The following is a 17584-nucleotide window of genomic DNA, read 5'->3' as shown; positions in this document are numbered from 1 at the left end:
ATCTTTGATTATTTCTCAGCATAAAATATCTTTTTGCTTTCCAAAAGGCCGTGTTTTTCCAGTTTCTCAATATCCATGCGCTGCGGATTGCCCGGCAGATCCGGCTGGCAGTAAAATCTGCCGTCCCGCTCCTCCGGCTGAAATAAGGTATACTCTCCTACCGGCCTGCTGATCGGCTCATGATATTCGATCTTTTCATCTTCCTGATAAAGGCACCCGAAGACCGCATTTAAATAGATCCTGCCGCCCGAAGAAAAGGTCACCCCTTTTTTTCTGGCCAGATCACGGATTTTCAAGATATCATCGATCCGGCTCATCCGGCCGATGGAAGGCTGCAAATGATCCACCCCTTTTTCCACATAGGTCTCATATGCGAAGTATGTTCTCATGGATTCACCAAATGCAATGGGCATGGACACTCCCATCTCTTTCAGCTGTCTGATCCCGTTCATATCATGGGAGTGGATAGGTTCCTCGAACCATGCCAGCTTATAAGGCTCAGCCAGCTTTGCAAACAGGTGGGCATCCTCCACTTCCCAGCGCTGGTTGGCATCCACCGCGATCCCGATTTCCGGCCCTACGGCGTTCCTCACCTTTTGAAGCCTCCGCAAGTCGCGCTCCATATTGGTTCCGTCATCGCTGCCGACTTTGAATTTAACAGTTTTGTAACCTTCCTCTACATAGCGGACCATGTCCTCTACCAGCTCTTCATCTTCCAGAAGAATAGAACCGCCGCCTTTATAAGCTGCTGCCCAGTCCTTTTCTGCTCCAAGGAACCGGTGAAGCGGCTTCCCTGCTCTCTGGGCCAGAATATCTAACATCATTAAATCCAGCTGGCCTACCTCAACGGCCTGGCCGCTCTGAAAACCGGAATTCCTGATTTTCCAGTACAGCGCATCCCTCCACTGGTTATAGGTTTTGGTCTCCCCATTTAAAATCATAGGGAGAATGTTCTTTACAAAGCTTCTTCCCACGGTCAGATGGGCACATGCACCTTCCGAGTCATACAGCTCAATGCATCCCTGCTCAGGCGCATTCTTACCCATACCGCCCGTTCCATCTTTAAATGGTCTTGGCAGTGGTATCGGATGGAAATTGTAATAAACTGCTTTTACAAATTTAATGTTATCCTGAAAATCAAATATATTTTTCATATGCTCCTCCGTTATGCCTTCCCTTGTCTTTCTTATGCAAAGCAAAGTATAACTGTATTTTCTTTCCCGGACAATTGACAGAATAACCTAGAAAATGCATGCACAGTTTACGTTTCGTGCATGCATTTCACTTTTTCCTGATATTCATTTCACATGCTGATTTTTCGTTGCAAAATCATTGCAGCATGCAATAAGGCTGCCTGTTATTTTTCATCAATTTCCAGTTTTTTCATCTTCCTCCACAAGGTGGTGGTGCTGATATTCAGCTCCCTGGCACTGAGGGTACGGTTTCCGTTATACTTTTTCAGCACCGCCTTTATAAGCACTCGTTCCGGATTTTCAGCCGCCTCATCCGAGCTCCATTCCGGCATCCGCTCCTCCTCTTCCAGAGTCACTGCATAGATGCTGGTATCCCGATGGTAAAGCTCGTCCAAAAGGTCTCTTACATACTCTTCCGTGATGGTCCTTTTCCCTACCGTCAATATCATACGCTCACAGAATGCCTCCAGCTGTATGCTGTTTCCTTCCCAGGGATATTCTAACAACGCCTTTTTCGCTCCTGCCGTCATCACATGATATCTGGAATACTGCTCCATGTATTTTCTGGTAAACAAATGAAGCAGATATTCCACATCTTCCCTTCTGTCTTTCAGATTGGGGATCTTTAAGCGCAGCGATTTTAACGTAAAATACAGATCCGAGCGGAACTGGAACCCCCGGCGGAGCTCTGTTAAGTTCTTGGCCGTACAGGCGATGATCCTCGTATCGATCATCTGGGTATCTTCGATGCGGCTGCCTCTCATCAGCCGTTTTGTCCGCATCACCCTGGCCAGGTTATACTGGGTCGGCAGCGTCAGCTTATCAATGCTCTGTATCACCAGGGTCCCGTGGCTGGCTTCTGCCAGCGCACCCGGTTCCGGCTCCCCATGTCCGTCACCCTGGCTGCCGAATAAAGTCCTCATCTGCTGGTCCTGTGACAGGCCTGCCATGTTGATCATGATGAAAGGCCCATTCTTTCTCATGCTGTAATTATGGATTCCCTGCGTGATGGCCTCCAGCTCCGGACCTGATATGGCTTCTATGAGCATGGGGCTTGAGGACTGGGCATACAGCTTGGCCAGCTCCACCACCCTGCGCATATCCTTTAAATTCTTGCTGATGTCTTCAAAGGTGCCATAAGCTACATACCCTCTTAAATACTGCTCCTTCATGACATCCTTATCATTCATATCAAGCCGTTTCAGCCGGTTGCAGGAGATGATGGCTCCGTCAATGCGGTTTCCCACCACGATAGGCTCTGCCGAAACAACCACTGACTGGTCCTGCAGAGTCAAAAACGTGGAATAGTTATCCGTCTTCCCTTCCAGGATCTGATTCAGTGCATTCCCATCCAGTCCGTTTAAAAACCGGATGACCGGCTTTCCTATGCACTCTTCTGAATTGCATCCGAGGATCTGCTCCATGGCACGGTTGATCACCAGGATCTTTCCCGCCACGCTGACTTTGATGATGCCATTGAAAGCGCTGTCTAAAATGGTGGAGAACTGTGCATAATTGTGCTGCTCGATCTCTGCCATATAGTAAAGGGACTCCGCATTTTTAAGGGCCACCCGTATGGCTTCCCCGGTAGAGGATATGTAAAGGCCCGGGATTCCCATCTGGTATGCCCCGTCAAGGGCTGCCTGGCCGCCGATGATGATGTCCAGTTCATCATTTCCGGCCCCCTCTATGGTATTTCTCCACTCATTCAAATCCTTTAAAATATAACGTTTTAAATCCACATGGTATAACTGATTAAAATACGTGGTGTCGCTAAGCATGTCCCCCCAGCCGAATATCCCGATCCTGGGGCACTCTTTTTCTACGATGCTTTTCGCCCGGGCCACCAACAGGCCAAGCTCCTGCGCTGTCATCACGATCTCTGCCACCGCCACATTGGTATGGCGTCTGATCTCCGCCGCCTGCCGGCCGCGGGCAATGATGATATTGACCCCCTCCGAAATGGCCCTCTGGGCTTCCGTTACTGCATCTTCGGTCCTGATTTTCTTCAGGATCGTCACATGATTATCCTTTTCTTTTAAGATTTCCCCTGCCTGCTCAAACATTTCATCGCTTGGCACGAACAATGCAATTCCTGACATCCTTCCCCTCCCGCTTTCCTTCTCTTTCAGCAGGTCTATTATCTTACAGCGGAGCTAAAATTGCAACTCTCATTTCCATCCATATTTTGAGAAATAATCCGTTTTAACGGGCCGGAAAGCCATTTGCTGTTTCCTGTATGGCTTTCCGGCCAGGTGCTGTCATATCTTATCCGAACCTACAGCTGGACAAAATAGGATTCCATGATCTGCTTTAACTTTTCTTTATCCTTATCCGGCATACGGGTCAGAGGCAGCCTGTAGTTTTCACCGCACAGCCCCAGAATAGACAGGGCCGCCTTGACCGGCACAGGATTTACATCCATAAACATGGCGTTCATGATATTAAGCAGCTCCAGCTGCATATTCCTGCTCTTTTCTATTTCACCATCAAAAAAGTACTGGCACATCATATGAGTCTCGAACGGCATGATATTGGCCAAAACAGAGATCACTCCCTTGCCTCCCAGGGAAAGGATGGGGACAGTCTGGTCATCATTTCCGGAGTAAAGATCAAGCCTGTCGCCGCAAAGGGCCGCGACTTTCGCGATGTGGGAAATATTCCCTCCTGCCTCCTTAATGGCTTTGATATTCGGATGTTCCGAAAGCTTTAAATACGTTTCCGGGTTAATGTTTACCCCGGTGCGGGTCGGAACATTGTAAAGGATGACCGGGATATCCACACTGTCCGCAACAGCCGTAAAATGCTCCACCAGCCCATGCTGAGATGTTTTGTTATAGTAAGGCGTTACCTGCAAAAGCGCAGACGCCCCCAATGCCTGGGCCTTGCGCGACATGCGTACGGCATGGGCCGTGCAGTTGCTTCCGGTACCCATGATCACCGGAACCCTGTGGTTGACATAATGTACCACAAATTCGATCAGTTCCAGTTCTTCCTTTTCCTCCAGCGTTGCGGATTCTCCTGTGGTCCCACTGACCACAATGGCGTCCGTGCCATTTTCCAGCTGAAATTTCAGCAACTTTTCCATAGCTGTAAAATCCAAGTTTCCATGCTCATCCATGGGTGTAACGATGGCTACCGCAGAGCCTTTAAAAATTGCATCTTTCATAGGCGTTCATTCCCAAAATAAGAGGTTCATACTAACAAAAGTATGACAAACATCCCCTGTTGGTACCATACACAAATCAAATTTTCCATCATATAAAGCCATTATAAGGAGTGATGACCTATGCATAGTTTTCTTCTTTTAGGCGGCGATACAAGGCAGCTTTATTTAAGCCGCATTTTAACCAAAAACGGCTTTCAAGCAACCATTCATTATGATACTACGGAGGATTCCTCATTTTCCATGGAGGAAGCCATAAAGAACAACAACATCATACTTTTTCCCATCCCATTTACCAGGGACAGAATCAATCTGTTTTCCATCCAGGAATTGAGTGACTTAGGGATCGGGAATATTCTGGGTCTTCTGACCTCCGGCCACACCATATTCGGCGGAAATATACCGGCTTATGCAAAGGATTATGCCAAAGAGCATGATATCCCATGCTTCGACTATATGGATATGGAGGAAATCACCATTAAAAATACAATCGCTACGGCAGAAGGCGCCATCGCCGAGGCGGTCCGGTTAAGCCCGGGCTGTCTTCATAAAAGCAACTGCCTGGTAACCGGCTTCGGCAGATGCGGAAAGACCCTGGCCCTGAAATTAAAGGGCCTGGATGCGGATGTAACCATTGCCGACCGAAAAGAAGCGAAGCTTACCCTGGCCGCCTCCATGGGATTTCATACGAGAGCGCTAAGTGAAATTTCTACGGACATAGAAACTTACAGGTTCATTTTTAATACCGTACCAGCCATCATATTGGGAAAAGACCTGATTCGTTCCCTGAATCCGGATGTAACCATCATTGATATCGCATCCGCCCCGGGCGGTGTTGATTTCGATTTCTGCAGGCAGCAGAACATCCGGGCCAAATTGTGCCCAGGGCTGCCCGGAATCTATGCTCCCGAAGCATCAGCAGAAATATTATTTGAAGCAATCGTTAAATGTTTATCGTAAAGGAGTCTTAAATGAAACTGGAAGGAAAGAAAATAGGCCTGGCATTCACCGGGTCCTTTTGCACGTTTGATAAGATAGAAAAGGAAGTAAAGACCCTGACAGATAAAGGCGGAGATATCTACCCCATCTTCTCAACAAATGTACAGACCACCAATTCGCGTTTCGGAGATACGGGCGAATACATGGAACGCATCACTGCCATGACAGGCAATCAGCCGGTCTTAAACCTGGAAGAAGCAGAGCCCATCGGTCCCAAAGGCTATCTGGATGTTCTCCTCATCGCCCCCTGCACCGGAAACACGCTTGCGAAATTGGCCAACGGGATCACCGACACCCCGGTACTCATGGCGGCCAAGGCCCACTTAAGAAATTCGAAGCCGCTTGTTATCTCCCTCTCCACCAACGACGCCATGGGAATTAATTTTAAGAATGTAGGGGAGTTATTTAATATGAAAAACATTTATTTTGTTCCCTTTGGTCAGGATGATCCTGCTAAAAAGCCCAATTCCATGATCGCCCATACCAACCTGATCGCGGATACCCTGGAACAGGCTCTGGAAGGAAAGCAGATCCAGCCGGTTATCTTTTAACTGAAGAAATGGGAAAGCCTCAGAAACCATTTCATCCGGTTTCTGAGGCTCGCCGCTATGGCTCTATGGTTACCAGCCTGTGATCATCATAGTCAAAATAAGTTCCATCCAGCATGTTTGCCAGCGTGTTCGTGACCGAGACCCGGATCCGGTTATCCTTTTCCCTTAAAAATTTTCTGTCACATAACCATATATAAGGCGTATAAGCCTTTATTCCAAGAGAATTACCGTTTACACTGACCTCGACACAATCATAAACCGGTCTGGTAAATCCAAGTCTGACGGACACAAGTCCCGTACCGCCGCAGATACCTTCATCCGCAAGCTCCGCCAGGCTGAAGGTCTTTTCATAGTGCATGGTTCCGCTGTAATAAGGAAATCCCTGGCACCATTGCCGGTCAGGCTCTGCAAGGCACGGCCTTGAACCCAGTACCGGTGCGGTTCTGCTTCCTTCCATGCCAAAATCTCCCCAAAGATAAAACGGGTCACGCAGCCCCTCTTCATCCTTCCTGATATGAATCCTGATCCCGATTTCATTCTTCCCCTTCTGTACCATGGAAAGAATATCCGCCGCCCGGTTATTCTGATCATTCACCCATACCGGATTCCACTTATGCTCTTCCAAAAGCTTTCCATTGATCCTGATTTCATGTTCTCCTGCTGCCGTCTCCCGGTCCATAAGGAGAAACAGCTCTTGCGGTACGGTTTCGATGGTAAATCCGGCCCTGTACCAGCAGGCAATGGGGTAATTCGGCCTGATTTTCTTAGGTGTCCCAAAGGTTCCCTCATAGGAAATCTCCTGATTTCCCAGAAGCGCTGTCCCGCTGCACTGTTCAATAAAGGTTTTCACCTCTGTCTCTTCCCAATGCTTCTGGTCCAGGGACATTTTCACGCTGGCAAAGCGGCACAGATTCTTACCTTCCGGTCTGATTTCCCATTTTCCTTCCATCGGTATGGTAAGAAAGGCCTGTTTTCTTTCCGCCGTTATTCTGTCCGAGGGTTTTCCCGGAGTTATTTTTATCCACCTGCTTTCAAAGCCTTCAAGGGAAACCGTAACCACTCCATCTGCCGCATGAACCGGTTCCGCAGTCCCCTGTTCCAAGTCAAAAACTTCCGCCGACGCTTCCCCGCCTGCCGCTTTCAGCCTGACCACCGCAGGATCTTTTCCCTGATTCCCGGTAAACACATAGGTGTTTCCTTCCCGGTCCAGGCGTGTACAGCCGATCAGGTCCTTACGGTTTCCGGAAACAGGTTCTATCTCCACGGATTCCTTCCTATGGCCGCGGCAGAGGTCTGCCAGTGCCTCCCCTGCCGCCTGTTCCGGCAGTACATAAGCATTCCCAGATTCAAAAAGACGCTTCCATTGTTTCTCCGTAAATGCATCATCCTCATCCTTATCAATCGAAATGGAAGGAAGCTGTCCCGCTGCAATCACACAGCCGCCCTGCCTAACAAACTCCTCCAGCTTATTTCTGGCCCCTTTCTCCATACAGTGGCATTCCGGAAGGATTACCACAGAATAAGAGGCCCGTCCCAGCTTTATTTTTCCTCCCTCCACGGCTGCATCCCGGAGTATTTCCGCATCCAGATGGTCATAGTCCAGCTGATGGAACAACAGTGTCTTGCATATTTTTACCCAGCCGTCTCTCAGCCGGCCGCATTCCTCTCCTTCCTCCTGTGACTCCCCCGCATACCCAAAGCTATGGAAGGGATTCCCCAGTCTGGTCCACAAAGCGGACACAGGGTCCAAAACCGCGATGTGGATATCCGCCTCCGTATTGCTTATGATCACTCCCATACGCCCGGTGTAATCGGCCAGGCTTCTGTAGTATTTCCAATAAGGATTCTGCAAAAACTGGGATGGGGGAGCATCATGCTTTGTAATGTCTTCTATGGTGTAATAAAATGCATGGAAATTATAAAAATTGATCCCGCTGCTTCCCAGGCGGTCGATCATCCATTTGGCATCCTGAAGGGTCATGGTCCAGCCAACACTGTGAAAGCTTTCGATCATGGCGTATTTTTTATCCAGCTGTCTGGCAAGGGAACTGACTGCCTTCGCATTGCTCCGGTAATTTCTGATGTATTCGTCATATATCCACTCCAACGATTTTCCCAGCTTCTCATGGGCTGTGTCTCCCCCTATGATATCGCTGTACCTCTGGGTCCCCAGCCGCATGGATGGCACTTCCGTGGCATAGGACAGCTTATGGTTCCTGCACCAGTCCGATACCTGTTTATGGTAGCTTTCCACAAACATGTCATGGATGGTACGGTACAGGTCATAACGGATGCGGAGTGCACCCGGGAACCGGCTGTCATGAAGGGCCGGAAGAACGGGAAGGATGGAATAATGGTTTCGCTTTTCAAATTGGGAGGGAAGCAGCCTGGACCAGGGGATAGGACTCAGCATGCCCACTTCATCCGAGAACATGCCATAAATCCCGGTCCCGAACCGGCTTCCTAATGCCTTTCGGTACCGTTCATGGGTGGTTTCAAGAAATGATTTCACCGCTTCCGGATTGCACGGGTCAAAGAAGCCGCCATAATATTTAAAATCCCCCATGGCTTCTTCCGTATAGAGCTCGATCTGCCAGTCCCCTGCCGGGAGAACCGCTTCCAGGATTTTTTTCGGTCCATAGGAAAAAAAACGCTTGTTATTATATTTGGTAAGACCGGTCTGCTGGTAAATTTTTTCCGTTTGCAGATTTCCCACGCAATCGGATAAATCAAGGCCCTGCTCCCAGTCCGCCTGTCCATTTTCCATAAGGGGATAGGCCTTTGCATGAAGAAGGCGGCTCCAGCCCAGCTCCTCCTTTACAGCCTCCTCCCCTTTTACCCGGAGCGACTTATGTTTTAACACCGTATGCTCTGCCTCCGGATGCTCTAAAAGCACCTCCCCGCCGCTCATGCCGCTGGGATATGGATATTCATCATAGAGCCAGGCTTCCAGGCCGAACCGTTTTGCCTCTTCACAGGCATAATCCACCATATCAAACCATTCCCTGGACAAATAGGGCAGTGTCATCCCCTGTCTGGCACAGATAAATACGCCTCCCAGCCCTTTCTCCGCCATTTCCTTTAACTGGCGGGTGACCTCCTCTTTTGTTATATCTCCATTCCAGAACCAGAATGGTTTGATCCGGTATTTTGCCGGCGGGTTTTGAAATTCTTCCAGAAATCCCATACTCTTTCTCCCTTCCGCACACCTCCAGCCCGTTTCCGCTTTGGGCTTATTGATTCAGCGCCTTATAGGATGCGTTTACTTCTTTCTCTTTATCATAACATAAAATCTGCAGAAAAAAGCGCAGGAGACAAATTTAATTTTACCCCGCAAAAAAGCACCCATAGACAAAGATAACTCTGTCTATGGGTGCCTGAATTGACCGCACGGTCCCACCGAATAATATCAATGGTAACCTGCCAATTGAGGTAAAAAGGTGGATATCCATGGTATATAGGTTACTAACAACAGGATTATAAATATTGCAACATAATACCGAAGCAATAAAGGCATTACATGTTCTAATTTTCGTCCTGCAACCTTTATTCCTACGAAAAGTATATTTCCGACCGGCGGTGTAATGCAGCCGATGCAGAGGTTGTATACGATCATGATACCAAAATGCAAAGCGCTCATTCCAAGCTTCTGGCATACCGGTAAAAGGATCGGAGTAAAGATAAGGATTGCCGGTGTCAGATCCATAAAGGTGCCCACAAATAATAACAAAAGGTTAATGGTAAGAAGCACAATAATTTTATTATCAGAAATGGAAAGGACACCGCCTGCTATGGCATCCGGAATTCCGGTAAAGGACATTACCCATGCCATAATATTGGACGCTCCTACCAGGAACATAATGATTCCGGACATTTTAGCGCTGCTTATCAGGATGGAATAAAGCTCTTTCATATTAAGCGTTCTGTATAAAAAGAATGATAACAGGAGGCTGTAAATAACCGCCACAGCTGAAGCTTCCGTTGCGGTGAAGATACCGCCGCAGATTCCTCCGATTACAATAATGATCAGCAGAAGACTGGGAACGGCCTCTAAAGTAACATGAGCGAATTCTTTCAGGGTTATTGACTTCTGTCTTACATAGTTTCTTTTTCTTGCGTAGAAAAAGGCGACGATCATGCAGCTGACTCCCCATAATATTCCGGGAATATAACCGCCTAAGAAAAGAGCCGCAACAGACGTGCCGCCGCTGGCAAGGGCATAAGTGATCAGGCCCGTGCTCGGAGGTATTAAAAGGCCCGTAGGCGCAGAGGCCACGTTCACCGCAGCGGCAAAATCCTCATCATAGCCTTCCCGGCTCTCAATCGGGCCTATAATGGAGCCCATTGCGGAAGCTGCTGCTGTTCCCGAACCGGATATGGCACCAAAAAGCATGTTTGCCACAATATTGGTGTGTGCCAGGGAACCGGGAATTTTCCCCGTTAATGCTGTGGCAAAGTTTATCAGCCGCATTGCAATTCCCCCTTTATTCATGATATTTCCTGCCAGGATAAAAAAGGGAATGGCTAATAAGGTGAATATATTGATCCCCTGAAACATTTTTAAAGCGGATGCCGGAGCTGCACCGGAAAATCCCAGCGATTGCGTGATGACAACCAGGGATGCAACGCACAGGGAAATTCCAATGGGAACCCCCATCAGAAGTAATGCTACCAGAATTGAAAAAATTAAAATACTTGCTGCTGCCGCCGTACCCATTCTAATTCCCTCCCTGATCTTTGATGTAATTTCCGATTAATTCCATGACATTAATCATATTATAAAGGGCGATCAAAATACCGCTGACCGGGAGTATAACATAGATCCAGTCCATGGAAATGCCCAATGTGGGAGACATCTGCATGCCGCCTACCGCCATAAATCCCTTACCTCCAAATATAAAGATGATGAAAGTAACAATAATAATTAAGGATTCGGAGAAAACGGAAAGAAGCAGCTGTACTTTTTTACTGGCTTTATCCGTAAAAAATGTCAGGTTCATATGATCCCGTTCGCCGAATACCAGGGCCGTTGCAAACAAAGATAACCATACAAAGGAGTAACTGAGGATATCTTCTGACATGGTACTTGGACTTTTTAAAACGTAACGCATAAATACCTGGTATGCGGTGAGCAATGTCATAAAGGCCAGCAGGACGGCACAGACCCCTTCCAGCATTCTGTTCAATAAGGTTTTAAATCTCTGTAACCGGCTCATCACGACTCTCCTTTCTGAATTTCCTGTACACGTTCATAGAGCGGCTGTAATATCGGACATGCTCTTAAAAGATCATCCCGCACGCCTTTTTGTATTTCTTCAAAAGGTTTTTTATCTACTTCAATAAATTGAACTCCCATTTTTTCGGCTTCCGTGATACAATCTTTGATCTGCTTGTCCCATTCCTCTGTTTCTACTTTCGTACAGATTTTGAAGCCTTCTTCAAATACCTCCCTTTCGCGGTCATCAAGGGAATTTAAAAAATCAGAATTTGCAACCAGCATATCTGTAAAAATCTGATGTTCCGTACGTGAATAATACTTGGCAACCTCTCCGTGCTTCATGCTTATCAAAGCCATTTCCGGATTCATGGCCGCATCAATGACATGATTCTGCATTGCCGTATAAACCTCGCCGTAAGCCATTACAACGGCTGCCGCACCAAAAGCCTGTGCCAGCTTAACATTGGCTTCACTGGATTGGATGCGCAGTTTTAAGCCCTTCATATCCTCAGGGGTATAAATAGGCCTGGAGGAATAAATGTTATTGACGCCGTTTGCGAACCAGGCCACTCCCTGTATGCCTTTATCAGCCGTACAGTTATATATGGTATTTATAAATTCCTCATCATTCATGCATTTCCGGAAACTTGCTTCATTATCAAAAAGATAAGGAAGACCGAAAATTTTATAGGTATCGTTAAATGATTCCAGATTACTGCCGCTTGTTGCGACCAGATCCAAAGTTCCCATCTGAAGGAGTTCAAGTGCCTGGCTGTTTCCTCCCATAATACCATTGAAATATATCTTAACCTCAACCTGGTCTCCGATTTGTTCATTAATATAATCGCGCAGCGCGTAAAGCCCAATGCTGATCGGATGATCTTCAGGCTGGACCGTTGCAATACTGACAATGCGTTTCTTCTCTCCAATGTTACCGGAAGCTGAATTCGAGCCTGCGGCCGTCGAACACCCCGCCAGCCCGACGGCTAAAAATACGCTGATGATAACTGCTGTCAATTTCTTCATTTGCTCCACCTTTCATAACAAACTTCCCAACCATTCCCGTTATCTTCCAGATTAAATGTAGAACCGGAAGAAACACGCTTTGCGAGTTTCTCCGGTTATCGCGGCAGTCGCCAAGTGAACATGTAAACATGTTCGTTTGGCTCGTTGCCCGCGTAAAATGAGAGTCTGTGTCATATGACACAGGCTCTCCTGGAATAAAAGTGAAAATACCCCCACATTTATACCATTAATACTCCGTCTTTCATAATAACCCTTCCATCAATGTCACAGGAAATTTTCTTAATAACCATATCCATATGCAGAGGAGAATCAACGTGTCCTCCAAAGCTTAAATTCTTTCCGATTCCAATGTGGATGTTGCCGAAAGACCCTTCATCAGGAGCCATATGACCGCATAAATAATTTTCTTTGTTTAAACCAAGCCCCAGTTCTCCGACGTTATATACCGTAGGATCATTGAAATCTGCTAACAGCTTTCTTAAGATATCCGCCTGTTTTCCGCCTTTGATTTCTGTGATCAGGCCATCCTTTACCGTACAGATGATAGGCTCTTCAATGAGATTCAGGAGCGGATGAGGAATGCTTCCGTCTATGACAAGTACGCCATTGGAAGTTCCTTCCACAGGTCCGAGCGCAGCTTCTGCGTTGGGAGGAAATGATGCAGAGCCAGGTGTGATGGAGGTGCCATAGTCTACAACCGGTTTGCGGCCTTCCACGCTGCATACCATGTTGGTTCCCCCTTCCGATGTAAGCGTAAAGGTTTTTCCGTGAAATACCTCGGTTACGCGGTCGATCACACGTGCAACCTCATCAAAGTCTGCGGTCAATCCGCCTGTTTCAAACATATCAAGGGAATAATCCTGAAGGCCGACCCAGCGTAATCTGCCTTTCTTGCACGCATTTAACCGTGCCTGGCTGTGGAATAATGACATTGTAGTAGCGCCAAATGCAACATCACAGTCCGTAAGGGCGGTACGGATCGCTTCTGTAGGCTCTGCGCCGTGGCCTGGCCGCGGAGTCATTACCAGCATGGTGGTTTCAAATAAATCCTTGGCATATTTGTACACCATTTCCCCGATCTCACGCTTGTTGTCATCTGTGATAACAAGAACTTTTTCTCCTTCTTTTAAATGTGTAATACTGGTAAATAACTGTTTGATACCCAATGGCATATCCTTTGGCATTTCTTTCATAATCTTTCTTCCTTTCGTTTCGCTTTATTTGTTATTTGTCTGAATACGGAGTAAATCCGTTATTTCACCTGTACGATCATTTCTACTTCTACGGGAGTTCCCCCCGGAAGTGATGATGCTCCGAGAGCAACGCGGCTGTGCTTTCCTGCATTTCCAAATACGTCATTTACAAGCTGGGACACCGCATTCATGACCTGAGGCTGTCCAATAAATTCCGGGGTACTTGCCACGTATCCCTTTATGTTTACGATCTGCTTAATTGCATCAAGAGAGCCGGTCACACTTTTTACGGCTTTCAGGCAATTCAGAAGGCAAAGTATGGCTGCATCCTGAGCTTGATCCATGGTGATATTGTCCCCTACAATGCCGGTGTATTTCAGTTCACCCGCATCACGGGCAGCATGGCCGGAAACAAAGATGAGATCGCCTGTCCGGACTGCACTTTCAAACGGGCGGGCAGCTGCCGCAGCGGGTTCATGGATCATGTATCCTGCACGCTCTAATTTTTCTTCGTAAGTCATATGCATTTCCTCCTATGTTTTTTTCTATGACTCTACTATATTCCTAAATTTGCATAAAATCCAATGCTTATTTCTACCATTTTTTATAGATAATATCTATAATTTGTGCTATACTATGAGAACTCCAAAAATAAGAAAGGAAAATGGACATGAACTTAAATAATCTCTATTATTTTAATGTAATGGCTGAATATCAGCATTATACAAAAGCAGCTGAGTTTCTGTGCATCACACAGCCAAGCCTCAGCCATGCCATTTCATCACTTGAAAAAGAGTTCGGTGTTCCCCTGTTTGAAAGAGACGGCCGCAATGTCAAATTAAGCAAATACGGACTCCTGCTTCAATCCTACGTTTCAAATGGATTTTGTGAAATAGAAAATGGAAACCGCCTGTTAAAGCAGTTTTCTAAAAAGGATGCCGGTATTATAGATTTAAGCTTTTTATTCGTACTTGGATACCAGTTTGTGCCCAGGCTTATAAAAAACTTTTACGATAATGACCGGCATAAGAATATAACCATACATTTTAACCAGTGCAATACTCAGACCAGCATCCGGAATTTAAAAAGCGGAATGATCGATTTAAGCCTTTGTACCTATATGCCCCAGGAACCGGAAATCGATTTCGTACCGGTACTGAAGCAGGAACTGATCTGCATTACATCGGCAGATCATCCGCTTTCTTCACAGGCCAGCGCATCAATGGAAGATTTGATCCCCTATCCGATCGTTAAATACATTGATACCGCCGGGGAAATACAAAACGTGATCGACGGGCTCTTTTCAGAATGCGGCAGTGCCCCCAAAACCCATTGTCAACTTGCAGAGGAGGTCACAATGGCTGGCTTAATATCCACAGGACATAACAACTGTATTGCTATCGTACCGGATTTGGAAATATTGCGGAATTACAATATCAGAAAGATTAAACTAGATCATCCCAAAGCGTACCGGAATATCTATCTGGCCATCTCCAAGAAGCGGCCTGTAGCTCCCTGTGTCAGGCTGTTTTATGATTTCGCGCTGGAATATGCTTCCACCCTTCAGGAAGGTAAGCACTTGTCTGATCCATTATAAAAACGGCTCGATATCCGGATATTCCGCACAGCATAAGGACTCAAAAGGGAGCGCCGGCTTAAATCACCGCTGCTCCCTTAATCATGGATATAAGAAAATCCGCCACATTACCCCTGTTCTTTTATTTGTTTTTTGTAAAGGAACCTTGACAAAACAGTTTCAGGCAACTATAATAAAGATGTAAAGGAACCTTGTCAAAGCAAAGGAGGTATTATGTGGAAAACAGGGTTGAGGAACTAAGAAAAAATTTAGGCATGAACCAAGAAGATTTTGCAAAAGCAATCAGCGTTTCAAGGCAAACTGTCAGCTCAATCGAAACCGGAAAATATAACCCGTCTTTGGAGCTGGCATTTGTAATTTCAGATTTTTTCGGCAAAAGAATTGAAGAAATTTTTATCCATGAAAGGAGTAACGAAAATGAAAAAAAGTAATTTAATAACAGGCATTATGTTTGCTCTTGTGGGCACAGTTCTTTTGCTCATAGCATTACTAACCTATAGCAAATTAGACGGTTTGCTTTTTGGTTTTGCTGGGGCAGGAATTGGCCCAGGTATCGTCATGATTTGCAAATATTTTTATTGGAGCACACCTAAAAACAAGGAACGGTATCAAGAGAGAATTACAGACGAAAAGATTGAACAACATGACGAACTGAAAGTAAAGCTTAGAGATAAGTCCGGGCGATATTCGTATGTACTCGGACTTATCGCTATCAGTATTTCAATGGTAGTATTCTCAATAATGGGTGCTTTAGAAATAACTATCAATTCACGAATGATTATTCTGTATTTGGGTGGATATTTAGTATTTCAGATCGTTGCAGGTATCGCAATCTTTAATCATCTACTCAAGAAATATTAAATAGCAAACAGTAGATGATACGGAATATTTTGCTAAATTTCAATAAGAAACCGTTGAAGGACAAGATTTCAGGATATAAAGCAGTGGACAGACCGGCCTTTGGTTTGTGAATCCAGCCAGTTTGAAATTTATACAGGAGAGACAGGTACTTTTCCCTTTCTTTTATCATAACATAAGACAAATTGTTTTATTGAAAGGCAGTAATATTATGAATCCTTGCCCTGTAGGACTGTTTTCTTATACCATCCGACCCGGTGATACATTATGGCTGCTTTCACAGCGTTATTTTACTACTATTAATGCAATTACAGCCGTAAATCCAGGCTTAAATCCAAATAATTTACCAGTGGGGCAGACCATTTGTATTCCGGCAGGAAGAGTTCTCCGTCCTCCGGTTCCGACTCCGCCATCGGGAGGCAGTACGGCTCAATGTCCCGTAGGCCTTCGTACCTATACCATTCAGCGGAATGATACCTTATGGCTTCTTTCCCAACGCTTTTGCACCACCGTAGAAACCATTATAGCCGTGAATCCCGGCATAAATCCTAATAATCTTACAGTTGGCCAGACAATCTGGATACCGGCCGGATACCGACTGCCCAACATGCCTTCCTGGTTCCGTTCCCAGGATACCACACCGGAGGATGCGGCTGACAGCAATGAAATGACCTACTATCCGGAAGATAACTATTACTAAACCATAGAATCCGGTAATACGATTGGGCTTCTTAGTAAGCAAAGAAGAGCAAAATTCAAACAATTCCACCGCCTTTTGCAGGCCCAGCATGTTTACCAACGTTGATCTAAAAAAAGAGCATAAAAATTCTCTGTTCACAGCAATTTTTTATATAAGTGCTTCAAAAATGACGTCTAGGAATACCCACGCCATGGTGGTAAACTGATGATATCATTTTTTGAAGCACTTCTTAAGTTTATGATTAAGCCTGCATTCTTCTGGCAGTTCCTTTGACCAGGGCAGGAGCTGATCCAGAATCTCTAGCTGGTTATTAAAATCTCTGTTCGGTATCTCATTTAGAAGATATTTTAAGTATTCATACACATCAAGATCATTTGCTTTTGCCGAACCGAGTTAGCTGTTGCACCCTTTGAAAACAACAAATGTTTCTACAACCCACAACCAAAAGGCATCAAGGATGGAGCGTGACACATCCTGACGCTTTGCTTTCTTTATTTCTGCTACATATAGCCGCTATATGATCTTTCATTTCATAAAGCTTCAATTCCAGTGTAAAAGCACCGGCTTTCTTCTTATTGTAATCATTCTTGTGATCAGTGCCAATTCCAGCCTTCCTTAATGCTTCATTAAATGAACTCATGCCCTGACCTCCTGATGCATCTGTTTAACAATTACTTCCTGCGGATTGTTTCCGTAGCGCACAATCATCTTCTTTGTATAATCAATCAGTATTTCGGGGCAATAATCCGTTACGGCATATTGCTGTCCTGTTACAATGGAAATATTAATGTATTGAGAATCAGAAAGCTTCATCCGTACTACATCGCTGTCAATGCCTAACTTATCAAAATTATCTTTAGTAAAGGAGTATAGGCGAAAGGTAAGCCCGGGTATTAGCGAGAAAATACCTATGTCTATATCAGATTCAGCTGTATAACGTTCAGTAAGAAAACTGCCGAATACCAGGACATTATACTGATCTGTCTGCGGATACTTCTGCCTTATAGAAGATGCAAAATCTTCTACTATTTTCAATCTTTCTGAAGCAGTCATTCTTATATCACTCCTTTCATAAATTCCAAG

Annotated in this window: 17 protein-coding genes and 1 pseudogene; 6 read left to right on the top strand and 12 right to left on the bottom strand. The window is 45.7% G+C overall.

Annotated features, from left to right (window positions below; translation table 11 throughout):
* Positions 1–8 precede the first annotated feature (8 nt).
* The 3 genes from BQ9856_RS23275 to dapA form a co-directional block, all read right to left on the bottom strand.
* The gene (locus BQ9856_RS23275; RefSeq protein WP_077613110.1) at positions 9–1154 is read right to left on the bottom strand and encodes an enolase C-terminal domain-like protein; all 1146 of its coding nucleotides are present in this window, start codon (positions 1152–1154) and stop codon (positions 9–11) included.
* A 203-nt stretch (positions 1155–1357) separates the two neighbouring features.
* Entirely contained in the window at positions 1358–3295 is a 1938-nt protein-coding gene (locus BQ9856_RS23270) for a sigma 54-interacting transcriptional regulator (RefSeq protein WP_077613109.1), read from the bottom strand.
* Between the two features lie 176 nt (positions 3296–3471).
* Positions 3472–4362 (bottom strand): 4-hydroxy-tetrahydrodipicolinate synthase, encoded by an 891-nt coding sequence (gene dapA / locus BQ9856_RS23265; RefSeq protein WP_077613108.1) that lies wholly within the window; start codon positions 4360–4362, stop codon positions 3472–3474.
* A gap of 120 nt (positions 4363–4482) precedes the next feature.
* Between dapA and dpsA the strand changes: the two genes are divergently transcribed.
* Positions 4483–5319: a dipicolinate synthase subunit DpsA gene (dpsA, locus tag BQ9856_RS23260; protein ID WP_077613107.1), complete on the top strand. Its 837-nt coding sequence runs from the start codon at positions 4483–4485 to the stop codon at positions 5317–5319.
* An 11-nt stretch (positions 5320–5330) separates the two neighbouring features.
* On the top strand, positions 5331–5909 hold the full coding sequence (locus BQ9856_RS23255) for a dipicolinate synthase subunit B (RefSeq protein ID WP_077613106.1): 579 nt from the start codon (positions 5331–5333) through the stop codon (positions 5907–5909).
* A gap of 55 nt (positions 5910–5964) precedes the next feature.
* Here the strand turns inward: BQ9856_RS23255 and BQ9856_RS23250 are convergent, their stop codons facing one another.
* The 6 genes from BQ9856_RS23250 to BQ9856_RS23225 all read right to left on the bottom strand — a co-directional run bounded on the left by BQ9856_RS23250 (position 5965) and on the right by BQ9856_RS23225 (position 13867).
* Positions 5965–9096 carry a glycosyl hydrolase gene (locus BQ9856_RS23250; protein ID WP_077613105.1) on the bottom strand — a complete coding sequence of 1044 codons (3132 nt, stop codon included), beginning with the start codon at positions 9094–9096 and terminating at the stop codon, positions 5965–5967.
* 222 nt (positions 9097–9318) lie between these two features.
* Complete coding sequence (locus BQ9856_RS23245; protein WP_077613104.1) at positions 9319–10626, bottom strand: TRAP transporter large permease; 1308 nt, start codon at positions 10624–10626, stop codon at positions 9319–9321.
* A gap of 1 nt (position 10627) precedes the next feature.
* Positions 10628–11125 carry a TRAP transporter small permease gene (locus BQ9856_RS23240; RefSeq protein ID WP_077613103.1) on the bottom strand — a complete coding sequence of 166 codons (498 nt, stop codon included), beginning with the start codon at positions 11123–11125 and terminating at the stop codon, positions 10628–10630.
* Complete coding sequence (gene dctP, locus BQ9856_RS23235; RefSeq protein ID WP_077613102.1) at positions 11125–12153, bottom strand: TRAP transporter substrate-binding protein DctP; 1029 nt, start codon at positions 12151–12153, stop codon at positions 11125–11127. The genes BQ9856_RS23240 and dctP overlap by 1 nt, the downstream gene beginning before the upstream one ends.
* 218 nt (positions 12154–12371) lie before the next feature.
* The gene (locus BQ9856_RS23230) at positions 12372–13346 is read right to left on the bottom strand and encodes an aminopeptidase (protein WP_077613101.1); all 975 of its coding nucleotides are present in this window, start codon (positions 13344–13346) and stop codon (positions 12372–12374) included.
* A 59-nt stretch (positions 13347–13405) separates the two neighbouring features.
* Entirely contained in the window at positions 13406–13867 is a 462-nt protein-coding gene (locus tag BQ9856_RS23225) for a RidA family protein (RefSeq protein WP_077613100.1), read from the bottom strand.
* Positions 13868–14016: 149 nt separating this feature from the next.
* Between BQ9856_RS23225 and BQ9856_RS23220 the strand changes: the two genes are divergently transcribed.
* The 4 genes from BQ9856_RS23220 (at position 14017) to BQ9856_RS23205 (ending at position 16501) form a co-directional block, all read left to right on the top strand.
* Positions 14017–14943 carry a LysR family transcriptional regulator gene (locus BQ9856_RS23220; RefSeq protein ID WP_159442076.1) on the top strand — a complete coding sequence of 309 codons (927 nt, stop codon included), beginning with the start codon at positions 14017–14019 and terminating at the stop codon, positions 14941–14943.
* A gap of 215 nt (positions 14944–15158) precedes the next feature.
* The gene (locus BQ9856_RS23215; RefSeq protein ID WP_077613098.1) at positions 15159–15374 is read left to right on the top strand and encodes a helix-turn-helix transcriptional regulator; all 216 of its coding nucleotides are present in this window, start codon (positions 15159–15161) and stop codon (positions 15372–15374) included.
* Positions 15361–15804, top strand: coding sequence for a hypothetical protein (locus tag BQ9856_RS23210; RefSeq protein WP_077613097.1), 444 nt, complete (start codon positions 15361–15363; stop codon positions 15802–15804). The genes BQ9856_RS23215 and BQ9856_RS23210 overlap by 14 nt, the downstream gene beginning before the upstream one ends.
* A 208-nt stretch (positions 15805–16012) precedes the next feature.
* Positions 16013–16501, top strand: a complete 489-nt coding sequence (locus BQ9856_RS23205) for a LysM peptidoglycan-binding domain-containing protein (RefSeq protein WP_077613096.1) — start codon at positions 16013–16015, stop codon at positions 16499–16501.
* A 210-nt stretch (positions 16502–16711) separates the two neighbouring features.
* On the opposite strand, the pseudogene BQ9856_RS23200 reads toward BQ9856_RS23205, so the two are convergent.
* The 3 genes and pseudogenes from BQ9856_RS23200 to BQ9856_RS23190 all read right to left on the bottom strand — a co-directional run.
* Positions 16712–16879, bottom strand: a pseudogene (locus BQ9856_RS23200) (IS66 family transposase); the annotation flags it as partial.
* Between the two features lie 73 nt (positions 16880–16952).
* Positions 16953–17141, bottom strand: coding sequence for a hypothetical protein (locus tag BQ9856_RS23195; protein ID WP_077613094.1), 189 nt, complete (start codon positions 17139–17141; stop codon positions 16953–16955).
* Positions 17138–17554, bottom strand: coding sequence for a nucleotidyltransferase family protein (locus tag BQ9856_RS23190; protein WP_077613093.1), 417 nt, complete (start codon positions 17552–17554; stop codon positions 17138–17140). The genes BQ9856_RS23195 and BQ9856_RS23190 overlap by 4 nt, the downstream gene beginning before the upstream one ends.
* Positions 17555–17584: the final 30 nt, after the last annotated feature.

This window comes from Clostridium sp. Marseille-P2415, from assembly GCF_900155545.1.
In the GTDB taxonomy this organism is placed as follows: domain Bacteria; phylum Bacillota; class Clostridia; order Lachnospirales; family Lachnospiraceae; genus Lacrimispora.
Note: the sequence above shows the minus strand (reverse complement) of the source record. Positions and strands in the feature narration are given on the sequence as shown.

Excerpts from the sequence above, each read along its gene's own strand:
- BQ9856_RS23275 (WP_077613110.1), bottom strand. The coding sequence starts at position 1,154 with ATGAAAAATATATTTGATTTTCAGGATAACATTAAATTTGTAAAAGCA.
- dpsA (WP_077613107.1), top strand. The coding sequence starts at position 4,483 with ATGCATAGTTTTCTTCTTTTAGGCGGCGATACAAGGCAGCTTTATTTA.
- BQ9856_RS23270 (WP_077613109.1), bottom strand. The coding sequence starts at position 3,295 with ATGTCAGGAATTGCATTGTTCGTGCCAAGCGATGAAATGTTTGAGCAG.
- BQ9856_RS23210 (WP_077613097.1), top strand. The coding sequence starts at position 15,361 with ATGAAAAAAAGTAATTTAATAACAGGCATTATGTTTGCTCTTGTGGGC.
- BQ9856_RS23220 (WP_159442076.1), top strand. The coding sequence starts at position 14,017 with ATGAACTTAAATAATCTCTATTATTTTAATGTAATGGCTGAATATCAG.
- BQ9856_RS23195 (WP_077613094.1), bottom strand. The coding sequence starts at position 17,141 with ATGAGTTCATTTAATGAAGCATTAAGGAAGGCTGGAATTGGCACTGAT.
- BQ9856_RS23225 (WP_077613100.1), bottom strand. The coding sequence starts at position 13,867 with ATGACTTACGAAGAAAAATTAGAGCGTGCAGGATACATGATCCATGAA.
- BQ9856_RS23255 (WP_077613106.1), top strand. The coding sequence starts at position 5,331 with ATGAAACTGGAAGGAAAGAAAATAGGCCTGGCATTCACCGGGTCCTTT.
- BQ9856_RS23230 (WP_077613101.1), bottom strand. The coding sequence starts at position 13,346 with ATGAAAGAAATGCCAAAGGATATGCCATTGGGTATCAAACAGTTATTT.
- BQ9856_RS23245 (WP_077613104.1), bottom strand. The coding sequence starts at position 10,626 with ATGGGTACGGCGGCAGCAGCAAGTATTTTAATTTTTTCAATTCTGGTA.
- BQ9856_RS23250 (WP_077613105.1), bottom strand. The coding sequence starts at position 9,096 with ATGGGATTTCTGGAAGAATTTCAAAACCCGCCGGCAAAATACCGGATC.
- dctP (WP_077613102.1), bottom strand. The coding sequence starts at position 12,153 with ATGAAGAAATTGACAGCAGTTATCATCAGCGTATTTTTAGCCGTCGGG.
- BQ9856_RS23205 (WP_077613096.1), top strand. The coding sequence starts at position 16,013 with ATGAATCCTTGCCCTGTAGGACTGTTTTCTTATACCATCCGACCCGGT.
- BQ9856_RS23190 (WP_077613093.1), bottom strand. The coding sequence starts at position 17,554 with ATGACTGCTTCAGAAAGATTGAAAATAGTAGAAGATTTTGCATCTTCT.
- BQ9856_RS23240 (WP_077613103.1), bottom strand. The coding sequence starts at position 11,125 with ATGAGCCGGTTACAGAGATTTAAAACCTTATTGAACAGAATGCTGGAA.
- dapA (WP_077613108.1), bottom strand. The coding sequence starts at position 4,362 with ATGAAAGATGCAATTTTTAAAGGCTCTGCGGTAGCCATCGTTACACCC.